The organism is Limosilactobacillus gastricus PS3 (assembly GCF_000247775.1).
Lineage (GTDB): Bacteria > Bacillota > Bacilli > Lactobacillales > Lactobacillaceae > Limosilactobacillus > Limosilactobacillus gastricus_A.
This window is the reverse complement of the sequence record NZ_AICN01000042.1, coordinates 17,962-37,221: the sequence shown is the minus strand read 5'-3', so window position 1 is coordinate 37,221 and position 19,260 is coordinate 17,962. Positions and strand designations below refer to the sequence as shown.

Annotated in this window: 16 protein-coding genes; 13 read left to right on the top strand and 3 right to left on the bottom strand. The window is 43.0% G+C overall.

Annotation, left to right across the window (positions count from 1 at the left end):
- The first annotated feature begins 57 nt into the window (after positions 1–57).
- The 13 genes from helD (at position 58) to PS3_RS04965 (ending at position 16,596) form a co-directional block, all read left to right on the top strand.
- Entirely contained in the window at positions 58–2,349 is a 2,292-nt protein-coding gene (gene helD / locus PS3_RS05025) for an RNA polymerase recycling motor HelD (protein WP_007122237.1), read from the top strand.
- A 189-nt stretch (positions 2,350–2,538) separates the two neighbouring features.
- On the top strand, positions 2,539–4,629 hold the full coding sequence (locus tag PS3_RS05020) for an LTA synthase family protein (protein WP_007122236.1): 2,091 nt from the start codon (positions 2,539–2,541) through the stop codon (positions 4,627–4,629).
- Between the two features lie 118 nt (positions 4,630–4,747).
- Positions 4,748–5,053: a type II toxin-antitoxin system RelB/DinJ family antitoxin gene (locus PS3_RS05015; protein ID WP_050950849.1), complete on the top strand. Its 306-nt coding sequence runs from the start codon at positions 4,748–4,750 to the stop codon at positions 5,051–5,053.
- Between the two features lie 5 nt (positions 5,054–5,058).
- On the top strand, positions 5,059–5,259 hold the full coding sequence (locus PS3_RS10265) for a hypothetical protein (protein WP_050950848.1): 201 nt from the start codon (positions 5,059–5,061) through the stop codon (positions 5,257–5,259).
- 234 nt (positions 5,260–5,493) lie between these two features.
- Positions 5,494–6,417: a type I pantothenate kinase gene (gene coaA, locus PS3_RS05005; RefSeq protein ID WP_040468230.1), complete on the top strand. Its 924-nt coding sequence runs from the start codon at positions 5,494–5,496 to the stop codon at positions 6,415–6,417.
- A 156-nt stretch (positions 6,418–6,573) separates the two neighbouring features.
- On the top strand, positions 6,574–7,422 hold the full coding sequence (locus tag PS3_RS05000) for a PRD domain-containing protein (protein WP_007122234.1): 849 nt from the start codon (positions 6,574–6,576) through the stop codon (positions 7,420–7,422).
- Between the two features lie 133 nt (positions 7,423–7,555).
- Positions 7,556–9,541 (top strand): beta-glucoside-specific PTS transporter subunit IIABC, encoded by a 1,986-nt coding sequence (locus tag PS3_RS04995; RefSeq protein ID WP_007122233.1) that lies wholly within the window; start codon positions 7,556–7,558, stop codon positions 9,539–9,541.
- Positions 9,542–9,557: 16 nt separating this feature from the next.
- Positions 9,558–11,030, top strand: a complete 1,473-nt coding sequence (locus PS3_RS04990) for a glycoside hydrolase family 1 protein (RefSeq protein ID WP_007122232.1) — start codon at positions 9,558–9,560, stop codon at positions 11,028–11,030.
- A 151-nt stretch (positions 11,031–11,181) separates the two neighbouring features.
- Entirely contained in the window at positions 11,182–12,042 is an 861-nt protein-coding gene (locus tag PS3_RS04985) for an AraC family transcriptional regulator (protein WP_040468229.1), read from the top strand.
- Positions 12,039–12,941: an ROK family protein gene (locus PS3_RS04980; protein WP_007122231.1), complete on the top strand. Its 903-nt coding sequence runs from the start codon at positions 12,039–12,041 to the stop codon at positions 12,939–12,941. Before PS3_RS04985 ends, PS3_RS04980 begins: the two co-directional genes overlap by 4 nt.
- 94 nt (positions 12,942–13,035) lie before the next feature.
- Positions 13,036–13,929 (top strand): alpha/beta hydrolase, encoded by an 894-nt coding sequence (locus PS3_RS04975; protein WP_040468228.1) that lies wholly within the window; start codon positions 13,036–13,038, stop codon positions 13,927–13,929.
- Positions 13,930–13,945: 16 nt separating this feature from the next.
- Entirely contained in the window at positions 13,946–15,142 is a 1,197-nt protein-coding gene (locus tag PS3_RS04970; RefSeq protein ID WP_040468227.1) for an MFS transporter, read from the top strand.
- 14 nt (positions 15,143–15,156) lie between these two features.
- The gene (locus PS3_RS04965; protein WP_007122230.1) at positions 15,157–16,596 is read left to right on the top strand and encodes a 6-phospho-beta-glucosidase; all 1,440 of its coding nucleotides are present in this window, start codon (positions 15,157–15,159) and stop codon (positions 16,594–16,596) included.
- A gap of 67 nt (positions 16,597–16,663) precedes the next feature.
- On the opposite strand, the gene PS3_RS04960 is transcribed toward PS3_RS04965, so the two are convergent.
- Genes PS3_RS04960 through PS3_RS04950 form a run of 3 tightly spaced genes read right to left on the bottom strand, consistent with a single transcriptional unit; the run spans position 16,664 to position 19,215 of the window.
- The gene (locus PS3_RS04960; protein ID WP_007122229.1) at positions 16,664–17,911 is read right to left on the bottom strand and encodes a sensor histidine kinase; all 1,248 of its coding nucleotides are present in this window, start codon (positions 17,909–17,911) and stop codon (positions 16,664–16,666) included.
- Between the two features lie 21 nt (positions 17,912–17,932).
- Positions 17,933–18,604 carry a response regulator transcription factor gene (locus PS3_RS04955; RefSeq protein WP_007122228.1) on the bottom strand — a complete coding sequence of 224 codons (672 nt, stop codon included), beginning with the start codon at positions 18,602–18,604 and terminating at the stop codon, positions 17,933–17,935.
- Positions 18,605–18,615: 11 nt separating this feature from the next.
- Entirely contained in the window at positions 18,616–19,215 is a 600-nt protein-coding gene (locus PS3_RS04950; protein ID WP_007122227.1) for a GTP pyrophosphokinase, read from the bottom strand.
- Between the last annotated feature and the right edge of the window lie 45 nt (positions 19,216–19,260).

The following is a 19,260-nucleotide window of genomic DNA, read 5'->3' as shown; positions in this document are numbered from 1 at the left end:
GCTATTCGGCCCTTGAGGGTGCTATAATAGATCATCAAACTATTTTGGAGGGGTACTATGACAGATCCAAAGCGATATGAACAAGAGCACTTGGACCACGTCATTGATGAAATTCGACGTGCCAAGGTGGCGACGGAGGAAAAGATAGGACATACCAAGACGGATATTGGTCAAATCAAGGAGGGCTTTGACGATATTCGCATGAACACCACTACTTATTCGGGAATGATGGATACAGCCATGTCGGTGCGCGCCCAACAGCAAATGCTGGATGAACGGGAGAATACTTGGCAACATGCGGCTGATCTTTTGGAGACGCTGGAACGCTTAGAAAGTCGGCCTTACTTTGCCCGGATTGATTTTAAAGAAACGGATGATGCTGAAGCAGAAACGATTTATATCGGTCTCGCCTCTTTTACTGATCAACCTGATCATTTCCTCGTCTATGATTGGCGGGCGCCGATTTCTTCTATCTATTATGAAGGAGAGTTGGGGAAGGTATCATACCAAGCGCCAGATGGGGTTCAAACAGTAGACGTTCAATTAAAACGCCAATTTCAAATTGAAGATGGCGTCATCGTGACCTTGTATGATACTGAAGAAGCTGTTACGGATCAGATGCTGTTATCGGCCTTGGATAATCATTCCTCTACCAAGATGAAGAGTATTGTTACAACCATTCAGCGAACCCAAAACCAAATTATTCGGAATACGGATGCCCGTTTGTTATTTGTTCAAGGAGCGGCTGGTTCAGGAAAAACCGCGGCGGTTCTGCAACGGGTGGCGTGGTTGCTGTATCGCTATCGAGGGAATTTAACGGCCTCGCAAGTAATTATGTTTAGCCCAAATCAGTTATTTAATGATTATATTGACCAGGTTTTACCGGAACTTGGGGAACATAATATGATCCAAATGACTTACTATCAATATGTGGGACGGCGGGTTCCACGGTTACAAGTCGCCACGATTCAAGAACGTTTTGAAGCCGATCAAGAAGTAGTGCATCAAAAAGCTACCAAACTATTAACCAGTTTGAAGTATTTTAATGCTGTCACTCGTTATGCTAAACATTTAGGACTAGATCATCATTTGCGCTTTAAAAACATTATGTTTCGGGGGCGGGTATTTTTCAGTAAGGAAAAGATCGCCGAAATTTATTATTCTTTTAATCGCAATTATCATTTAGGTAATCGCCTAGATGCGACCAAAGAAAGTCTTATTAAGATTTTGAATAGTCGGATTGGGAATGAAATGCGGTCCAAATGGGTTGAAGAAGCAATTCAAACGATGAGTAAGGAAGACCTAGACGTGGCCTTACATGAACATCCGGGAGAATTTGAAAGTGAAGAAGCGGAGCGTAAATTCTTAGCGCGGCGGATTGTGATGGATGCTTTGCGACCCGTCAAAAAAGCGATTGATCATAATCGGTGGATGAACATCAACGCGCAGTATCTGCATTTATTGCGGGTGACGCCGAAGTTAGTTAATATTGCTGATTTTGATATTAGTCCTGCAGAATGGCAACAGTATCTTGATCAGCAAACAATGGCCTTTAAAGAAAAGCGAATTAGTACAAGCGGAGTCTCGATCTACTTATACCTGTACGACCTTTTAACGGGGAAACGCGGCCAACGTGAGATTCGCTTTGTCTTTGTGGATGAAGTCCAAGATTACGATGCCTTCCAATTGGCTTATTTACAATTTAACTTCCCGAAAGCCAAGTTTACTTTGCTAGGTGATTTAAACCAGGCCATCTTTACCCACGAACAGAGCCATACCCTTCTACAAGAGTTAGGTACAATGTTTGGTGAAGACAATACGAAGGTCATTCAATTAACCAAATCATATCGCTCTACGCAACAGCTAACTGACTTTACCAAGGGTCTCTTAGTGAATGGGGAGCGGATTGAAGCCTTTGAGCGTCAAGGTGAACTGCCGCGAGTCTTAGAATTAGCGGACGAATCAACGGCGGTGGCGACCGTAGTTAATACCTTAGACCGCTACCAAGCGGCTCATGATACAACGGCTATCATCGGGAAGACTTTAGCCGATAGCGAACGAATTGCTGAACTTCTAAAGGCGGCGGGCGAGCAGGTCACCCTGATTCGCACGGAGAATCAGCGTCTGGTGCCAGGGACGATTGTCGTGCCGTCTTACTTAGCCAAAGGGTTGGAATTTGATGCCGTCATTGTTTGGAATGCGAATGCCAAGCAGTATCATGGTGATGCCGAGCGACAATTAATTTACACGATTTGTTCTCGCGCCATGCATGCCTTAACGGTCACCAGTATTGGACCAGTAAGTCCGTTGATTGATGAGGTGGATGCTAGTCTATATCAACGCCAATAAGAGACTGGGTAGATTTTTTTCCCGGTCTCTTATTGTGAGAATGGATCAAATTGACCCCTTGACCGTAGCCGGTATAATAGGGATGTTGAGATAAAGTTTAAATTTTATTATTGTTTTTAAATTCCACAGCAGGGACGCCAACATTATAGTATGATAGGAGCGTTGAGATTTTTCTCTGGAGGAAAAAAGATGAGATTATTATTGCAAAAAATTCGGCGGGGGCTGAACACCAAATTAGGGTTCTTCCTGCTGGTAGTCTTTTTATTTGCAATTAAAAGCTACTGGGCTTACCAGACCAAGTTTAACTTGGGAGTAAGTGGTGCGGTTCAAGAATTTTTACTGGCCTTTAACACCATCCCAGCCACGCTACTGTTTATTGGGATCGCCCTTTATTTCCGAGGACGGCTTTCCTACTGGTTGATGATTATTATCAATGCTCTATTATCAACTTGGCTCTTTGCGAATATCTTGTATTATCGGGAATTCTCCGATTTTATTACCCTAAACGTGATTAAAGGGTCCGGGACCTCTTCGGGGAACTTAGGGACTAGTTTAGGACAGATTATTCGACCATCTGATTTTTTCGTCTATGCCGATGTCATTTTGCTAATCTTATTGTTAGCTTTCCATTTGATTCGGATTGATATGCGCTACTTCAAGCGGCGTTATTCTTTGACGATCTCGGCCTTAGCATTTCTCTTGTTTGGAGTTAACTTAGGGATGGCGGAGTCTGATCGAAGCCAACTATTAACGCGGACCTTTGATAATAATTATTTGGTGAAGTACTTAGGGTTAGAAGCTTACACGATTTATGATGGGGTGAAGACCACGCATACCAGTATGGTGCGGTCACAGGCTTCTTCAAAGGATTTAACCCCGATCTTAAACTATATTAAGAAGAACTATGCTGCGCCTAATATGCAGTATTACGGAACGATCAAGGGGAAGAATATCATTATCGTCCACTTGGAAAGTTTCCAACAGTTCTTGATTAACTATAAGGTAAACGGCCAAGAGGTCACGCCTAATATTAACTCGCTTTATAATTCATCTAATTCGATTTCCTTTAGTAACTTCTTTAATCAGGTTGGTCAAGGAAAGACTTCCGATGCCGAGATGATGCTGGAGAACTCCTTATATGGGTTACCTGAAGGGTCGGCCATGAGTACGTTGGGGACATCAAATACCTTCCAAGCGGCGCCGGCCTTATTAGAACAAAAGTTAGGTTACACCACGGCTTCATTCCACGGGGACACGCCAAGTTTTTGGAACCGGGATAACACCTATAAGTCCTTCGGGTATCAATACTTCTTTAGTAAGGACTTCTTCCCAGAAGTTAAAGATTCTGATGTTGGTTATGGGACTAAAGATAAGCTATTTATGAAGTATGCGGCCCATTACTTACAACAGTTACCACAACCCTTCTATGCGAAGTTGATTACGGTGACGAATCACTATCCATACTTAATTGATAAGAAGAACACGGACTTCCCTGAGTTAACGACCGGGGACAACACCGTGGATCCATATGTGCAAACGGCCCATTACTTGGATCAAGCCGTTGGGGAGTTATTAACTTACTTAGATGAAACGGGCTTACGGAAGAATACGGTGCTGGTCTTATATGGAGACCACTATGGGATTTCCGAAAACCATAAGGATGCCATTGCCAAGATTCTTGGCAAGAAGTCGGTCACTAATTATGACCTAGCGATGTGGCAAAAAGTTCCATTAATCATTAATGGTGAAGGGATTTCTGGTGGTATCAATGAGACTTATGGTGGTGAAATTGACGTCTTACCAACCTTGGAGGACCTCTTGGGGATCAGTTCCAATAAGTACATTCAGTTCGGTCAAGACCTCTTGTCATCAGAAAATGATCAAATTGTGCCATTTAGAAATGGTAGTTGGGTAACTCCACAATACACGAAGTATGGTGGTCAATACTTCTACACTAAGTCGGGTAAGCAAATTAAGAATCCGACAGCTGCTCAAAAGAAGAAGTTTAAAGCGATTCAAAAGCAAGTGACGACTGAATTAGGACTATCTGATAAAGTCTTAAATGGTGATTTGCTACGTTTCTACAAGTTAAAAGGATTCACCAAGGTGAATAAGAAGAACTTTACTTATAACGTCAAGAAGAGCTTGAGTAGTTTGAAGAAGATTCAAGAAAAGCTCAAGACAAGTTTGTACTATCAAAACGATAAAAAGGATACCGATTACTCAACGGACGCTCCAGAACTGACTAGTTCGACTTCCTTGAAGTATCCAACTAAGTAGTTTCAAAACGCGATCAGTCTTGGTCGCGTTTTTTTGATGTAACAAGCATTTGATTGTTAAAACGATATATTGTAGGTATAATTTAGGTATAGAAAAGGTGGCAAAAGGAGGTAATATGATGTCAAAAGTTGCTTCAACCATTCGGCTAGATCGAGAACTGCGAGAGGAAGCCGAAAAAGAACTTAATCAAATGGGGCTAACATTAACGGCGTATCTGAATTTAGCTGTGAAACAATTGGTAATCCAAAAAGAAGTGCCTTTTAAAATCAAATCAAATGATGGGCAGGATGAGATGATGAATCCCGTAACACGTCGGGCAATTATTAAAGCCTTAGCCGAAGAAGAAGGTCTGATTAAAGATGAGGGGGAGCAGTTTAATAACGTCAGGGATGCGATGAATGCCTTGTTAAATCATGGGGAGTAACGAGTATGTATACTGTCATTTATGAAAAACAATTTTATAATGACTTTAATTATTGGAAAAGGTTAGTGCCAGAATTAGTGGACGAGATTAAAGCGGTTGTGGAGGAGATAGTTGTGGAGGAGATAATTGAGAATGGTCAGATTCCAGATGAGTATAATCCGCATGTTCTCACTAATCACAATCTAAATTATCGGGGGAGTATGTAATTTCATCTTTTAGATGGAAAAGTTGGGTTACTGGTTATTTACTTTCCTAATCAGAAAAAGCGAAGTTTTCGATTCATTCGATTGGGAACACATGAAGAGTTGTTTCATGAACAAGAGAAATAGTTGCCATACGCGATCAGTCATGGTCGCGTTTTTTACTTACAAAGACAAATAAAGCGTTCTCATAGAATTAGTGTTAAAATAATAGCATTCCAAATGAATGAGGACGACAAGATGGATGAGTGGATAAATTACGATCGTTTTGACCGACCGACTTGGTATAGTTTTTACCCGAGTCGGACCCAACTGCTTTCGCAATCGGATCTAGATGAAATTAAGTCAGTTAACGATCAGATTTCCTTAAAAGATGTGCAAGAAGTCTATTTGCCACTAATCAAATTGATTCAGTTACAGTATCAAAATTATGAGCAAATGCAATTGCAGAAAATGACCTTTTTGCATAAACCGAATCGCCGGATCCCATTTATTATTGGTATTGCCGGCTCCGTAGCGGTGGGGAAAAGTACGACGGCCCGGTTATTACAAATCTTGTTGCAACGCCTAATGCCGGATCGAGAAATTGAGATGTTAACGACGGATGGTTTCTTATATTCCAATGCGGAATTAGAACGACGGGGCATTATGGATCGCAAGGGTTTCCCGGAATCCTACGATATGGATAAGTTAATCACCTTTTTAAATGATGTAAATGCCGGAGAGGAACAGGTGGCCGCGCCGATATACTCACACCAAGTTTATGATGTGGTTCCGGATCAAGTTCAAATCATCGATCAGCCAGACCTGTTAATTGTGGAAGGGATTAATGTATTACAGTTACCTTCGGCGCAACGGATTTACGTGAGTGACTTCTTTGACTTTTCCATTTATGTGGATGCACAAGCGGAACTGATTGAGCAGTGGTATTTGGAAAGATTTAATACCCTTTTGGATACGGCCTTTCAAGACCCCACTAATTATTACTATTCATATGCGCAAGGTGATCGTCAAGAAGCCCTAGCAATGGCCCATCGAGTATGGCAAACGGTGGATTTGCCGAATTTAGATGATTATATTTTGCCAACGCGGAATCGCGCCGACATCATTTTGCATAAAACTAACAATCATCGGATTGATAAGATTTATTTACGGGAAGATTAATGTGGAATAGCTATTGACAGCGCTTACATAGATTGGTATGATAATCACGAATAAAGCGTGTGTTACTGGTTCGACCAGGCATTAACCTACACATTTTTCCTTTGATTTTTCAGGAGATAGTGTAGGCTTTTTTATTCCAACAGAAGGAGGCTATGAATGAAATTCGTTAAAAATTTTAATAATAACGCCGCCTTGGTTGAAGACGATCAACAAACCGAGTGGATTGTGATCGGCAAGGGAGTAGGTTTTGGGAAACATCGTGGGGATGAAATTGATCTAGCAAAGATTGAGCGGCGCTTTAAAGCGGCGGATCAAGAAGAAACGGTCTTAAATACGGCCACCCAGCTATCGCCAGAAATTGTGGAAGTCGTTAATCGGGTGGAAAAATTGGTTAAGGACCAACTATCCCGCTCCTTTACTGATTATCAATATTTGTCTTTGGCAGATCACATTGATTTTGCCATCAAACGAACCCGAGACGGGATCAATTTGGATTCAGCGACGGTTAGTTGGGAGACGAATCGGCTCTTTCCAAAAGAATATGCCGTGGCCAAGGAAGCCTTGATGCTGATTAATGGGATGACGGGAGCGGGTTTAGATGAAGGGGAAGCGGTGATGTTAACCCAACATTTTGTTAACCTCGAGTCCAATGGCACGACCATTCAAGATACGATGAAAATTTCGCGGTTAATTAAGGGAATTATTGATATTGTCCAGTATCAATACCAAATCCAATTAGATCCGGATTCCTTTAATTTTACCCGTTTTATCGGTCATCTAAGGGCTTTTATGATCCGTCAATTAACCAACAGCAAGGTTAATGGGCAAGCTTTAGATCAATCCTTAATGATGGTCATTCAAGAAAAGTATCCCGATGCGGTTGCCTGTGTTGACCGGATTGCGGTCTTTCTCAAAAATCAAATGGGCTGGGATTTATCACCAGATGAACGAGTCTTTTTAATTCTCCACGTCTGGCGAGTAACTAATTATCAAGAAGAACAATAATTGACAGTTTAGGTGTGTTACAACATTGCTGGCATGAACCTGAGGAGTCAAAACGAAGTGGCTATGGTGACATAGTGACCTGGTTTTGGCAACTCAGGTTTTTGTTTGCTAATAAATAAGGAGGAATTATCTCATGGCAGATAATGGATATCGCGATTTAGCGCAATTTATTATTGATAATGTTGGTGGAAAAGAAAATATCATTTCGGTGGTGCATTGTACGACACGGCTACGCTTTAAATTAAAAGATGAAGCCAAGGCCAATGATGATCAATTAAAGGCCAATGATGGGATTGTGACTGTGGTAAAGTCCAGTGGACAATATCAAGTGGTTATCGGGACCCACGTTGATAAGGTCTACGATGACGTCTTGGCCGTTGGCGGTCTAACCGGTGGTGGTCAAGTAGCTGATGACTACGAAGATAAGTCTAATATGTCACTTATGGATCGTTTCATTGACTTAATCTCGGGGATCTTTACGCCTTTCCTTGGTGTCATGGCAGCTGCCGGGATGATTCAAGGTTTGACTTCGGCTATGGGTTCCTTTGGCTGGATTTCTACAACTTCTGGAACATACACGATCCTGTATGCGATCGGGAATGGCTTCTTCTATTTCTTGCCAATTATTTTGGGGCTTACCGCTGCCCGGAAGTTTAAGGTGAATGAATTTATTGGGATTGCGATTGGGGCGGCCATGGTTTACCCTAACATTCTTTCGCTATATAATTCTAAAACCGTCTTAATGACTCTCTTCAAAGGATCGATCATTGAATCACCAATTCATGCGACTTTCTTAAAGATTCCGGTCATCTTGATGAACTATTCCTCCACGGTGATTCCGATTGTATTAGCCGTTTGGTTTGCTTCTTATGTTCAAAAGTTTGTGACAAAGTTGATTCCAGGGGTGGTTCAGTTATTCTTAGTCCCATTCTTTACGCTCTTGATCACCGTGCCGATTACTTTCCTAGTGATCGGACCGGTGGCGACCTGGATCGCTGATATTATCGCCGCAGCTATTCAAGCGGTTATCAACTTCAGTCCTATCTTAGCAGCCGTGATTGTTGGTGGCTTCTGGCAAGTATTGGTTATGTTTGGGGTCCACTGGGGAATTGTGGCGGCCTTTTATACCGAATTATCATCCCAAGGTTGGGATCAAATGCTACTGTTCTCCGTTTCAGTTTGTTTCTCGCAAATTGGGGTTGTTACGGCGATCATCTTCCAAACCAAGAATCCCAAGACCAAAGCGATTGCGCTTCCTGCTTTAATCTCAGGGATCTTTGGGGTGACCGAACCCGCCATTTATGGGGTGACCTTACCACGGAAAAAGTCCTTTATCCTCTCCTGTATCGGTGGGGCGATCGGCGCTATTCCATTTGCTTTAGGTGGTGTAAAAGCCTTTAGTATGGCCGGAATGGGTGTCTTTGCCTTCCCAATGGTGATTGGGAAGAGTCATGTGACTTCGTCCTTAATCTGGTGGTTAATTTCCGTAATTGTTTCCTACTTAGCTGGTTTGTTACTACAATTTATCTTTGGTAAGAGTGCAGTGGATTCGAAGGAAGAATTAGCAGAATTACAGGCTGCTGCAGTGACGGAAGTCGGAGCACAAGCGGCCGATGTTAAGCGCGGGGCCGCCGAACAAACTGCTAAGGACGCGGCTGAATACAACCAACCAACGAAACTATATGCGCCAGTTAATGGGCAAACTCTACCATTGACCGAGGTTAAAGATGAAGTGTTCTCCAGTGAGGCGATGGGGAAAGGATTAGCCTTTGTGCCTTCCGAAGGTCTCTTACGGGCCCCAGCTGATGGGACGGTGGTCTTAGTCTTCCCAACTGGACATGCGATTGGAATGCAAACGGCAGCTGGTGCGGAGATCTTAATGCACATTGGGATGGATACAGTTAACCTTCAAGGAAAAGGGTTTGAAACCTTAGTAGAAAAAGGTCAAGCGGTCAAAGCCGGTGATCCATTAGTTAAATTTAATTTAGCGGCAATTAAGCAAGCTGGTTATGATCCAACCATGCCAATGGTCGTAACGAACTCCGTTAAATACCATGAGGTTAAAGCCGTTGCTAAAGATACGGTGGCAGTTGGTGATGAAGTGCTAGAATTATCATAAAAAAAGGAGAAAAATGATGGCTAATTTTCGTGATGATTTCTTATGGGGTGGCGCGGTTGCTGCCAACCAAGTTGAAGGTGGTTATGATGAAGGTGGGAAAGGTCTGTCCGTCACTGATATTCAAACGGCCGGTTCCTTAGAAACGCCCCGTTATCTGACTTATACCTTAAATGGGCAACGCGGGAAACAAGTGGCTTTACCAGGACAAGGACTGCCAAAAGGAGCCAAGGGCGCCGTCTTTGAAGATGAATACTATCCTAACCATGTGGCGATTGACTTTTATCATCGCTACAAGGAAGATATTAAACTGTTTGCCGAAATGGGCTTTAAAGTGTACCGCCTTTCCATTGCTTGGACACGGATTTTCCCCAATGGCAGTGAAGCGGAACCTAACCAAGCCGGGCTTGATTTTTATCGGCGAGTTTTTGAGGAATTACGTAAGTATGATATTGAACCCTTAGTCACGATCTCGCACTATGAAGATCCGCTCGCCTTAAGTGAAAAGTATAATGACTGGCAAGATCGAGGCATGATTGATGCCTATGTCAAATACGCCACCACCCTTTTTAAGGAATACAAGGGCCTCGTGAAGTACTGGTTAACCTTTAATGAAATTAATTCAGCACTGCTCGGTTTAAGTACTTTTGGTGGTGATGGCAATGATGAAGATTATCAACACAACTACCAAAAATTACATTATCAATTTGTGGCTTCGGCTAAAGCAGTGCAAGTAGCCCACCAAATTGATCCGAATAATGTCGTAGGAAACATGATTTGCGGGATTGTTTACTATCCAGGTTCACCAGATCCAAAAGACATCATGCTCAATCGTTATAATTGGGAACAAAATATTCTCTATTGTAGCGATGCCCAATGTAAGGGTGAATACCCAAGCTTTGCCCAACGGCTGTGGGATGAACATCATGTAGAATTGGACATTACGGAAGAAGACCGTCAAGATCTACAAAAGGGGAAAGTTGACATGTATACCTTCTCTTATTACATGTCCAACATGGTCACAACCCATGAAGTGAAGGATCAAGTGGGTGGTAACTTCGCAGCTGGAGCCAAGAACCCATACTTACAATACTCAGAATGGGGTTGGGCGACTGACCCGACTGGTCTGCAATATTATCTAGAAACCATGTATGACCGTTACCACCTCCCAATGATGGTGGTTGAAAATGGACTGGGGGCCGTCGATAAATTTGAAGATGGGACCGTCCATGATGACTACCGGATTGATTATCTACGCCAACACATTCAAGCCATGGATGCCGCAGTTGGCAATGGAGTTGATTTGCGGGCTTATACAACCTGGGGCTGTATCGACTGTGTTTCAGCTGGGACTGGTCAGATGTCCAAGCGGTATGGATTCATCTATGTGGACCGAGATGACGAAGGTCAAGGGACGCTAGACCGCTATCCAAAAGATTCCTTCTATTGGTACCAGAAAGTCATTCAATCAAACGGGAATGATTTAAGTTAGGATTAAATTCGTAAGACGCCTGGATTTTTCAAGCGTCTTATTTTTTAGCAAATAACTAGGTTAATGAACGCCCAAAACAGATCAAGATCAGCCTTGTTTTGCCAAGCAGCCCTTTTTAAAATTAGGTTAATTCATGGAAAGGAGGAGGACGATGCCAAATCAGTCAAGACATGAACAAGTGACCGTTGATGGTCCCGTTAACAGTTGGTTGTATCTACATCAAGGGTCAGGGACCGATCGGATTGCCATGCATTGGCACCAATCGATTGAATTAAGCTATACCATTCGTGGTGAGATTACGGAATTTAAGATTGAGAATCAAAAATTCCATACCAAACCCGGGGATATTTTAGTGGTTAATTCCCAAGAGTTGCATCAAATTTACTCCAAGGGTCAAGCTGGTGATCGGGCTTTATCGATAATTTTTCCCTATCAATATGTGATGGGACTCTATCCATTAATTGATCAGCAGCAAATCTCTATTAATGATCCTAGTCAATTTAGTGACATCCAAAAAGCCGCTTATGCCCAATTGCAAGGTTTGTTATTAGAAATTTCGAAAAACTATTTGACGACCTCGCGGTTGAAGAATCTACGCTTACAGTGCCTGACGGATGAAGTTTTATGTAAATTGCTGACTTATTTTACGGTCGATAAGATTGGTGAATATGGGCGAAGTAGTAATTACTCGATGGAACGGATCCATCTCATTACGAAATACATTAACGACAATTACCAAAGTGACATTAGGTTAGAAAGTTTAGCCGAGCTTTGTGGCATCTCCAAAGAGTATCTCGCGCGTTTCTTCAAGGCGCAAATGGGTCAGACGGTTGGTGAATACATTAATAACGTTCGGGCACAACATGCACGACAACGTCTCCGAACCTCAAAGTTGAACTTAACGATGATCGCGATTCAAACGGGATTTAGTGGAATTCGGACCATGAATCGAACCTTGGAAAAACTATATGGCAAATCTGCTGCTGAACTTAGAAAGGAAGGCCGAAAATGAATTACTTAAGCATCGATGTTGGGGGAACGAATCTCAAGTACGCCTTAATTAGCGCTGCTGGTCAAATTATCGAGAAAGATAAAATCAAAACCCCGCAAGACCGGGAAAACTTCTTGCAGGCGCTCGATCAAATCGTGGAGCAATACCATGATCAGATTAAAGGCTTGGCCTTTTGTGCGCCTGGGCAAATTGAAAAGACCACCATCCATTTTGGGGGTGCCTTACCCTTTTTAGATGGTCTTGATCTGAAAAGACATTTTCATGAATTAACGATCCCAATTATTGGCCTGAATGACGGAAAAGCGGCAGCCTTAGCAGAAAATTGGTTAGGGAGTTTAAAGGGCGAGCAAAATTGTGCTGCCATCGTCTTAGGGACCGGGGTAGGTAGCGGCATTATTGTGAATGGTCATCTGGTGGCCGGATCCCATTATCAAGCAGGAGAACTGAGCTTTGTTAACCTTAACTACCATGCGAGTGATTTTAATGATGCTTTTGTCGGTGGGATTGGGTCGGCTGTTGAGATGATTAAACGGATCAATCAAGTCGTCGGTAATGACGACGAGACAGATGGACTCAAGGCTTTTCAGGCCATTGAGGATGGCAATGCAGCCGCCCAAGCGATTCTAAATGATTATTGCTACGGGATCGCAACTTTAATCATGGATGTGCAGTTTGTGGTGGATCTTGATAAGTATGCTATTGGTGGCGGGATTTCAGCCCAGTCCAAGGTGATCCAAGGAATCCGCCAAGCCTATCAAGCAATTTTTGCCAAGTACCCGATTATTCAGCAAACCTTTCAACAACCCGAAATCGTTGCCGCTAAATTCAATAACGACGCTAATCTGTATGGGGCCCTATATAACTTGTTGTTAACCGTGAATGGTGAGACTCTCGATTAGTCAATCAGCGCCAAAAAGTGGTTAATATCATTATTTATTTTAGTAATTAATTTTTCTACAATGAAGGTAATTATTAATAAAGAGGTGATTTATAGTGGTTGATGAAGCAACGAAACAAGCAATTTCAGATCTCCGAGTGGCCTTTAAGGAAAGCGATGACCAACGGGATGCCGGATTGCCAACGGAAATTCCGGGAGTAACCCGACACAATGATTTGACTTATGGACCAGACCCCAAGTGGCATCGTTTAGATATCTACCTACCAGATGACATCAAGGGTAAAATTCCGTTGATTATCAATATCCATGGTGGTGGTTGGTGCTATGGAACGAAAGAAACATATCAATTCTTTGGCTTGGGGCTGGCTAAACGGGGCTTTGCCTTTGTGAATCCTAATTATCGCCTGGCTCCAGAAGTGCAATTCCCGGGGGAAATGGATGATGTCAATCGCTATCTGCATTGGGTGGATGAACACGCTAATGAATATCAGTTAGATCGGCAAAACGTTTTCCTAATGGGAGATTCGGCGGGCGGTCAAATGGCCGAACAATATGTCACGATTCTCACTAATCCTGAATATCGGGACTTGTTTGGCTACGAATTAACCCAGCTCAAGATACGGGCAGTTGCCTTTAATAGTGCGGCTTTCTTTACCTTAGATGAAGGGATGTTAGAAGGAGCCGTGACCGGATACTTCACGGACGAGGTGCTCAATGATCATAAGCTCCATGACATGATAGATACCGAAAAGTATATTACAACAGACTTCCTACCATCCTTTATGACTACGGCCAACGAGGACTTTATTCGGGACCAAACTATGAAGTTTGACGGTTTTCTACGTGCTAAAGGGCTTAGTCATGTCACTAAGTCGTATGGTGATGATGAGCACCCTGAAGGACATGTCTTTATTTGTAATCAAAAGGACGCCTTGGCCCTGCAAGCAATGGATGAAGAAGTGGCTTTCTTTAAGCAATACTTGGTCTAGATTGGAGGTTTGACCTATGAAAACAAAACGACCACAAGACCGCTTGATTTTTATGGTTTCCCTATTATCGGTTTCCCTATTTTTGATGATCGCACCGCAAATTTCTTCGGCTTTGCCATTAATGTATTCGGCCTTTCCGGGAGTTAGTGCAGCCGGGGTACAAATGCTGTCAACGGTTCCTAATTTTGGGATTGTATTAGGATTGGTAGTTAGTCCCTTTTTAGTCCAATTAATGCGGCAAAAATCCACCATGTTAGTGGGTTTATTGATCACTTTGGTAGCGGGGGTCTTCCCCATGTTTAGTGGGGCTTATACCCCGATTTTGGTTTCTCGTTTCTTACTAGGCTTTGGGATTGGCTTATTTAACTCATTAGCCTACAGTTTAATTCCAGAATTTTACGGCGATGATGAAGAGAAATTAGCCACCATGGTCGGAATTCAAAACGTAATGCCGTCTGTCGGTGGGGCGATTGCTTCTTTCTTGGTTAGTTATTTAGTAACGATTAGCTGGCATGCGGCCTTTGCTATTTACTTCTTAGTTGTGCCGGCTTTAATCATGTTTTTGCTGTTTGTGCCTTTAAAGGGGCAAGAAATTCACGTAGAGCAAGCAGCGATAGCCGCCAAACCTAAAGAGAAACAAAGCATCAATGGGAAGGTAATTTTAATCGCCAGCTTGATGTTTTTCATCTACATTTTCTATATGCCGATTTCATATGAATTACCGGGTTTGATTGTTTCCGGTAAATTTGGGACCGCCAGTACCGCTGCGATTGTTGCCGGGTTCTCAACCTTGATTTCGATTCCGATTGGGGCAGCTTTTGGTTACTTCTTCAAAAAGATGCATGATCTAGTCTTTCCACTCGGCTTTGTATTGGCTACCCTGGGCTTTTTGATTATCTCACTCGCGACTAATCTAGTGGTCCTATATGCGGGAGTGATTGTTCTAGGTTTTGGTTTCGGGATGGCCAACCCTTATATGTATAATTGGCTTGATTGGTCCGCTCCGCAAAACTCAGTTAACTTAGCCACCACGATTGTCTTAGTCTTAGTAAATGTTGGTTGTGCGATTTCACCAACGGTGGTCGATACGTTAGCGCAATGGGTTCATTTGGGATCGCCGCGTGGGATCATGATTTTAAGTACCGTTGCTTATGCCATTATTACGATCTATGCCTGTGTTCACTATCTCAATGTTCATAAACAAAGCAACTAAAGGAGGTTTCATTAATGTATCAAACAGCAATGCCGAAAGGCTTTTTATGGGGTGGTGCCGTTGCTGCCCATCAATTAGAAGGTGCGTGGAATGTTGACGGGAAAGGGCCATCAGTGGCGGATGTCATGACGGCGGGGGCCAATGGGGTGCCGCGTGAGATCACGGATGGGGTCATTGCGGGCAAGAACTATCCCAATCATGAAGCAATTGACTTTTATCATCATTACAAAGAAGATATTAAGTTAATGGCAGAAATGGGCTTTAAATGTTTCCGGACGTCAATTGCTTGGACCCGGATCTTTCCGCAAGGCGATGAGGAAGAACCGAATGAAGCAGGCTTAAAATTTTATGATGATCTTTTTGATGAATGTCATAAATATGGGATTGAACCAGTTATTACCTTGCATCATTTTGAAATGCCTTGGCATTTAGTCGAGCAGTATGGTGGCTGGCAATCCCGCCAGGTAATCGACTTCTTCACTCGTTACGCTCGGGTAGTCTTTGAACGTTATCAAGATAAGGTCAAGTATTGGATGACCTTTAATGAAATTGATAATCAAAGTGCCTTTAATAATGCCTTTTTGATGGCAACGAATTCAGGGATCATCTTTAAGGATGGTCAAGATCGAGAAGCGGCCATGTACCAAGCAGCGCACTATGAATTGGTTGCCAGTGCTTTAGCGGTCAAAATTGGTCATGAGATTAATCCAGACCTGCAAATTGGTTGTATGATCAATTTCCAAACGGTTTATCCCGCTACTTGCAGTCCAGATGATGCTTTACTAGCCCAGCGGGTCGGTCAACGGCGTTACTGGTTCTCGGACGTGCATGTTCATGGGGAATATCCCGCCGAAGTCGAAGCTTATTTAAATCAAAAGGGCTACCGACCAGACATTACTGAAGAAGATCGCCAAGTGTTACGCGAAGGCACAGTTGATTATGTCGGCTTCTCTTATTACAATTCCATGACCGTTTCAGCTAAGAAAGTGGATGCGGATCATTTAGGAGACTTAAATGAATCGACAGTTGATAACCCATATCTGGATAAAACCGATTGGGATTGGGAAGTTGATCCAGAAGGATTGCGGTATGCCTTGAATTGGTTAACTGACCGGTATCATAAGCCTTTATTCATCGTGGAAAACGGCATGGGTGCTTATGATCAAGTTACCGAGGATGGGCGAATTCATGATGACTACCGGATTGATTATCTTTGGCGTCACATTTCAGAAGTCGAAAAGGCCGTAGCCTTAGACGGGGTTGATCTGATGGGTTACACCCCATGGGGCTGTATCGACCTTGTGTCAGCCGGGACGGGCCAAATGTCAAAACGGTATGGATTCATCTATGTTGATAAAGATGATGAAGGTAATGGAAGCTTACAACGGTCCCGGAAAGATTCCTTCTATTGGTATCAACAGGTGATTGCTTCCAATGGTGCTAAATTGGATTAGTTAATATATTGATACTATAAAAGGCAACCCAGCTTGAGTAGGTTACTCAGCTGGGCTGCCTTTTTGCTTAACGGGCTAATTTAAATTTAGTTACAAAGACGATTTGGTCTTTGCGATAAGTGACGTTGATCCGACCATTAAAGATGGTGACTAGGTTACGAGCCATAGAGAGACCAATCCCAAAGCCGCTTTGTCCCTTGGTGGTATGCGCTTCGTTATCCCGATAGAAACGATCAAAGAAGCGGGAGTAGTCAACCCCTTTCCCAGCGGCATAAGTATTGGCAATTTCTAAGGTAGCGTTGCGGCCCTCCTTTTTTAGGACCACGGTAATCGTCCCGTGAGGATCACAGTATTTTACGGCATTATCGAGTAGGATATTGCAGAGTTCGTAAAAATAATTTTCATCAACCACCAGTTGAATGCCCTTGCTGATCTGATAGTTAAACTGTTTGTCCTCGTTTTCGACGAGGGGTTTGAAACTATCAACCGCTCGTTGGACATTGGCCGAGGCATCGATTTTTTGAAAATCGAACTCAGGATCTTCATCGAGCCGAGCCAGGTTAATCAAATTATTGATTAGGCGGGTTAAACGACTAATTTGTTGCTTGTTGTTTTTCGTCCATTCGGACTCCCCATCCAACATTTCAGCCATTTCATTATTCGCCGAAATGATCGCTAAAGGAGTCTTTAGTTCGTGCCCCGCATTAGTGATGAATTGCTTTTGGCGTTTTTCGGCGGTAATGATCGGTCGGATCGCCCGTTTCGAGAATAGGATCAGGACCACGGTGAAGAGCGCCCAGCCGATAACGGCAATACATAAACCAATCTTAGAAATGGCCAAGGTGGCATTATTTAAGGTCGTTTTATCGAGGAAAATGATTTCGCGGGTGCCATCACTTTTCTTAATGATCCGGTAAGCATAGATGGCATTATCGGAATCAATGGTCCCAGAAGTATTTTTATCCTTTTTCACTAATTTGGCTAAGTAAGTAGCGTCTTCACTAGTTAATGAAGGTGAATTAGTAAGATCAACATTCTTCACGGAACCGGATTTGTTATAAAAAATCGTAAAATAACGGTACTGGAGAATGTTAATGGCAGTCGAATTACTTCCCAGGCTTTTTTTGGCGGCTTGAGTAGCTTCTCGATGGTCTAATTGGCCGTCATGCTGCACTAAAATATCCATAATGCTATCGACTTGCCGATTGGTTTGAATTACCGAAACACCAATGACCGCCGTCATAATCGTGGCCAGCACAAAGAGGAGGGAAGTGGACGAGATAAAGATAAAGAGGCGACGGAAACGTTGAATCATAAGCTCGACCTCCTTAAAAAGTTATTCAAGCGTGGTTAAGGCAAAAGGACCATCTTGGTTACCGACTAATTGAACGTGGGCATTAATTGACTGTAACTTTTGACGTAGATAAGAAATGTAGATCCATAGATCGGCCGGCTCAGCCTGATCGTCATCATCCCACACGGTATTGAGTAACTGTTGACTCGGAATTTCCTTGTTGGGATTAGACATGAAGATCGCTAAAAGTTTGGTTTCCTTCCCCGAAAGGCTAATGGAATTATGGCTTTCGATACGCTGTTCATCGGGATCTAAAGTTAAATCCCCAAACTGCAAGAGTGGTTGTTCATATTGTTTTTCCCGCCGATCCAAAGTGCGTAACCGCGCCATTAATTCCTTAATGGAATAAGGCTTAGTCATATAGTCATCGGCGCCCGCATCGAGACCGTTAACCCGATCATCGATTTCCGTCATGGCCGTCAACATGATGATATAGGTATCATCGCCAGCTTGCCGAATTTCTTTGAGGGCGGTAATCCCATCTTTAACGGGCATCATAATGTCCAAGATCATCACGTCATAGGCATTTTGGGCCGCTAAGTCGACGGCCTCTTGACCATTATTAGCAATATCAACGGTAAAGCCTTCGTGTTCAATCGCGATTTTCAATAAGCGCGATAAATCGGCTTGATCTTCAGCCACTAAAACTTTCATGATAATCTCCTTTAATCTGCTTCATTAATTAATTGCCGAATGGTTTGCATTTGGACGTCACAAGCGGCTAGTTGTTCGGCACACCGTTTCAGCTCGCCGGCAATTCGTTCGGCGTCTTTGATATTGTGCTTGTACTTGAGCTCGTGTTCTAGGCTAGCCCATGAGTCCATAGCAATGGTCCTTAATTGAATTTCTACAAAATAGTGACCAGGAGTCTGCTGATCGACATCGGGATAGGGAGTCGTTACATCGAGGATCAAATGATATGACCGGTAACCATTGGGTTTGGCGTTGGTGATGTAGTCCTTTTCGGTTACGATCTGACACCAATCTGCTTGCCGTAGGGCTTCAATGGCTCGATAAACATCGTCAATAAAATTGCAAACTAGGCGGAGGGCAATGGCATCCCGACAGTCGCGTAAAGCGCCTTGAGGGGTTGCCGGAAAACCCTTGCGATGGCATTTTTCGATCATGCTATCTTCGGCTTTAACCCGTCCAATCAGGTGCTCGTATAGCTTGGGGCTGGATGACGCATTGATTTCCTGGAGACGATCCTCGATCTCCGTTAAAATCATTGGCAAATATTGACCTTGTTCTCCATATATACTCATAAGCGCCTCCAGATAAAATTACTATGCTCTATTATAACAACTTAA

Coding starts and splice junctions, on each gene's coding strand:
- helD (WP_007122237.1), top strand. CDS start 58: ATGACAGATCCAAAGCGATATGAACAAGAGCACTTGGACCACGTCATT.
- PS3_RS05020 (WP_007122236.1), top strand. CDS start 2,539: ATGAGATTATTATTGCAAAAAATTCGGCGGGGGCTGAACACCAAATTA.
- PS3_RS05015 (WP_050950849.1), top strand. CDS start 4,748: ATGTCAAAAGTTGCTTCAACCATTCGGCTAGATCGAGAACTGCGAGAG.
- PS3_RS10265 (WP_050950848.1), top strand. CDS start 5,059: ATGTATACTGTCATTTATGAAAAACAATTTTATAATGACTTTAATTAT.
- coaA (WP_040468230.1), top strand. CDS start 5,494: ATGGATGAGTGGATAAATTACGATCGTTTTGACCGACCGACTTGGTAT.
- PS3_RS05000 (WP_007122234.1), top strand. CDS start 6,574: ATGAAATTCGTTAAAAATTTTAATAATAACGCCGCCTTGGTTGAAGAC.
- PS3_RS04995 (WP_007122233.1), top strand. CDS start 7,556: ATGGCAGATAATGGATATCGCGATTTAGCGCAATTTATTATTGATAAT.
- PS3_RS04990 (WP_007122232.1), top strand. CDS start 9,558: ATGGCTAATTTTCGTGATGATTTCTTATGGGGTGGCGCGGTTGCTGCC.
- PS3_RS04985 (WP_040468229.1), top strand. CDS start 11,182: ATGCCAAATCAGTCAAGACATGAACAAGTGACCGTTGATGGTCCCGTT.
- PS3_RS04980 (WP_007122231.1), top strand. CDS start 12,039: ATGAATTACTTAAGCATCGATGTTGGGGGAACGAATCTCAAGTACGCC.
- PS3_RS04970 (WP_040468227.1), top strand. CDS start 13,946: ATGAAAACAAAACGACCACAAGACCGCTTGATTTTTATGGTTTCCCTA.
- PS3_RS04965 (WP_007122230.1), top strand. CDS start 15,157: ATGTATCAAACAGCAATGCCGAAAGGCTTTTTATGGGGTGGTGCCGTT.
- PS3_RS04960 (WP_007122229.1), bottom strand. CDS start 17,911: ATGATTCAACGTTTCCGTCGCCTCTTTATCTTTATCTCGTCCACTTCC.
- PS3_RS04955 (WP_007122228.1), bottom strand. CDS start 18,604: ATGAAAGTTTTAGTGGCTGAAGATCAAGCCGATTTATCGCGCTTATTG.
- PS3_RS04950 (WP_007122227.1), bottom strand. CDS start 19,215: ATGAGTATATATGGAGAACAAGGTCAATATTTGCCAATGATTTTAACG.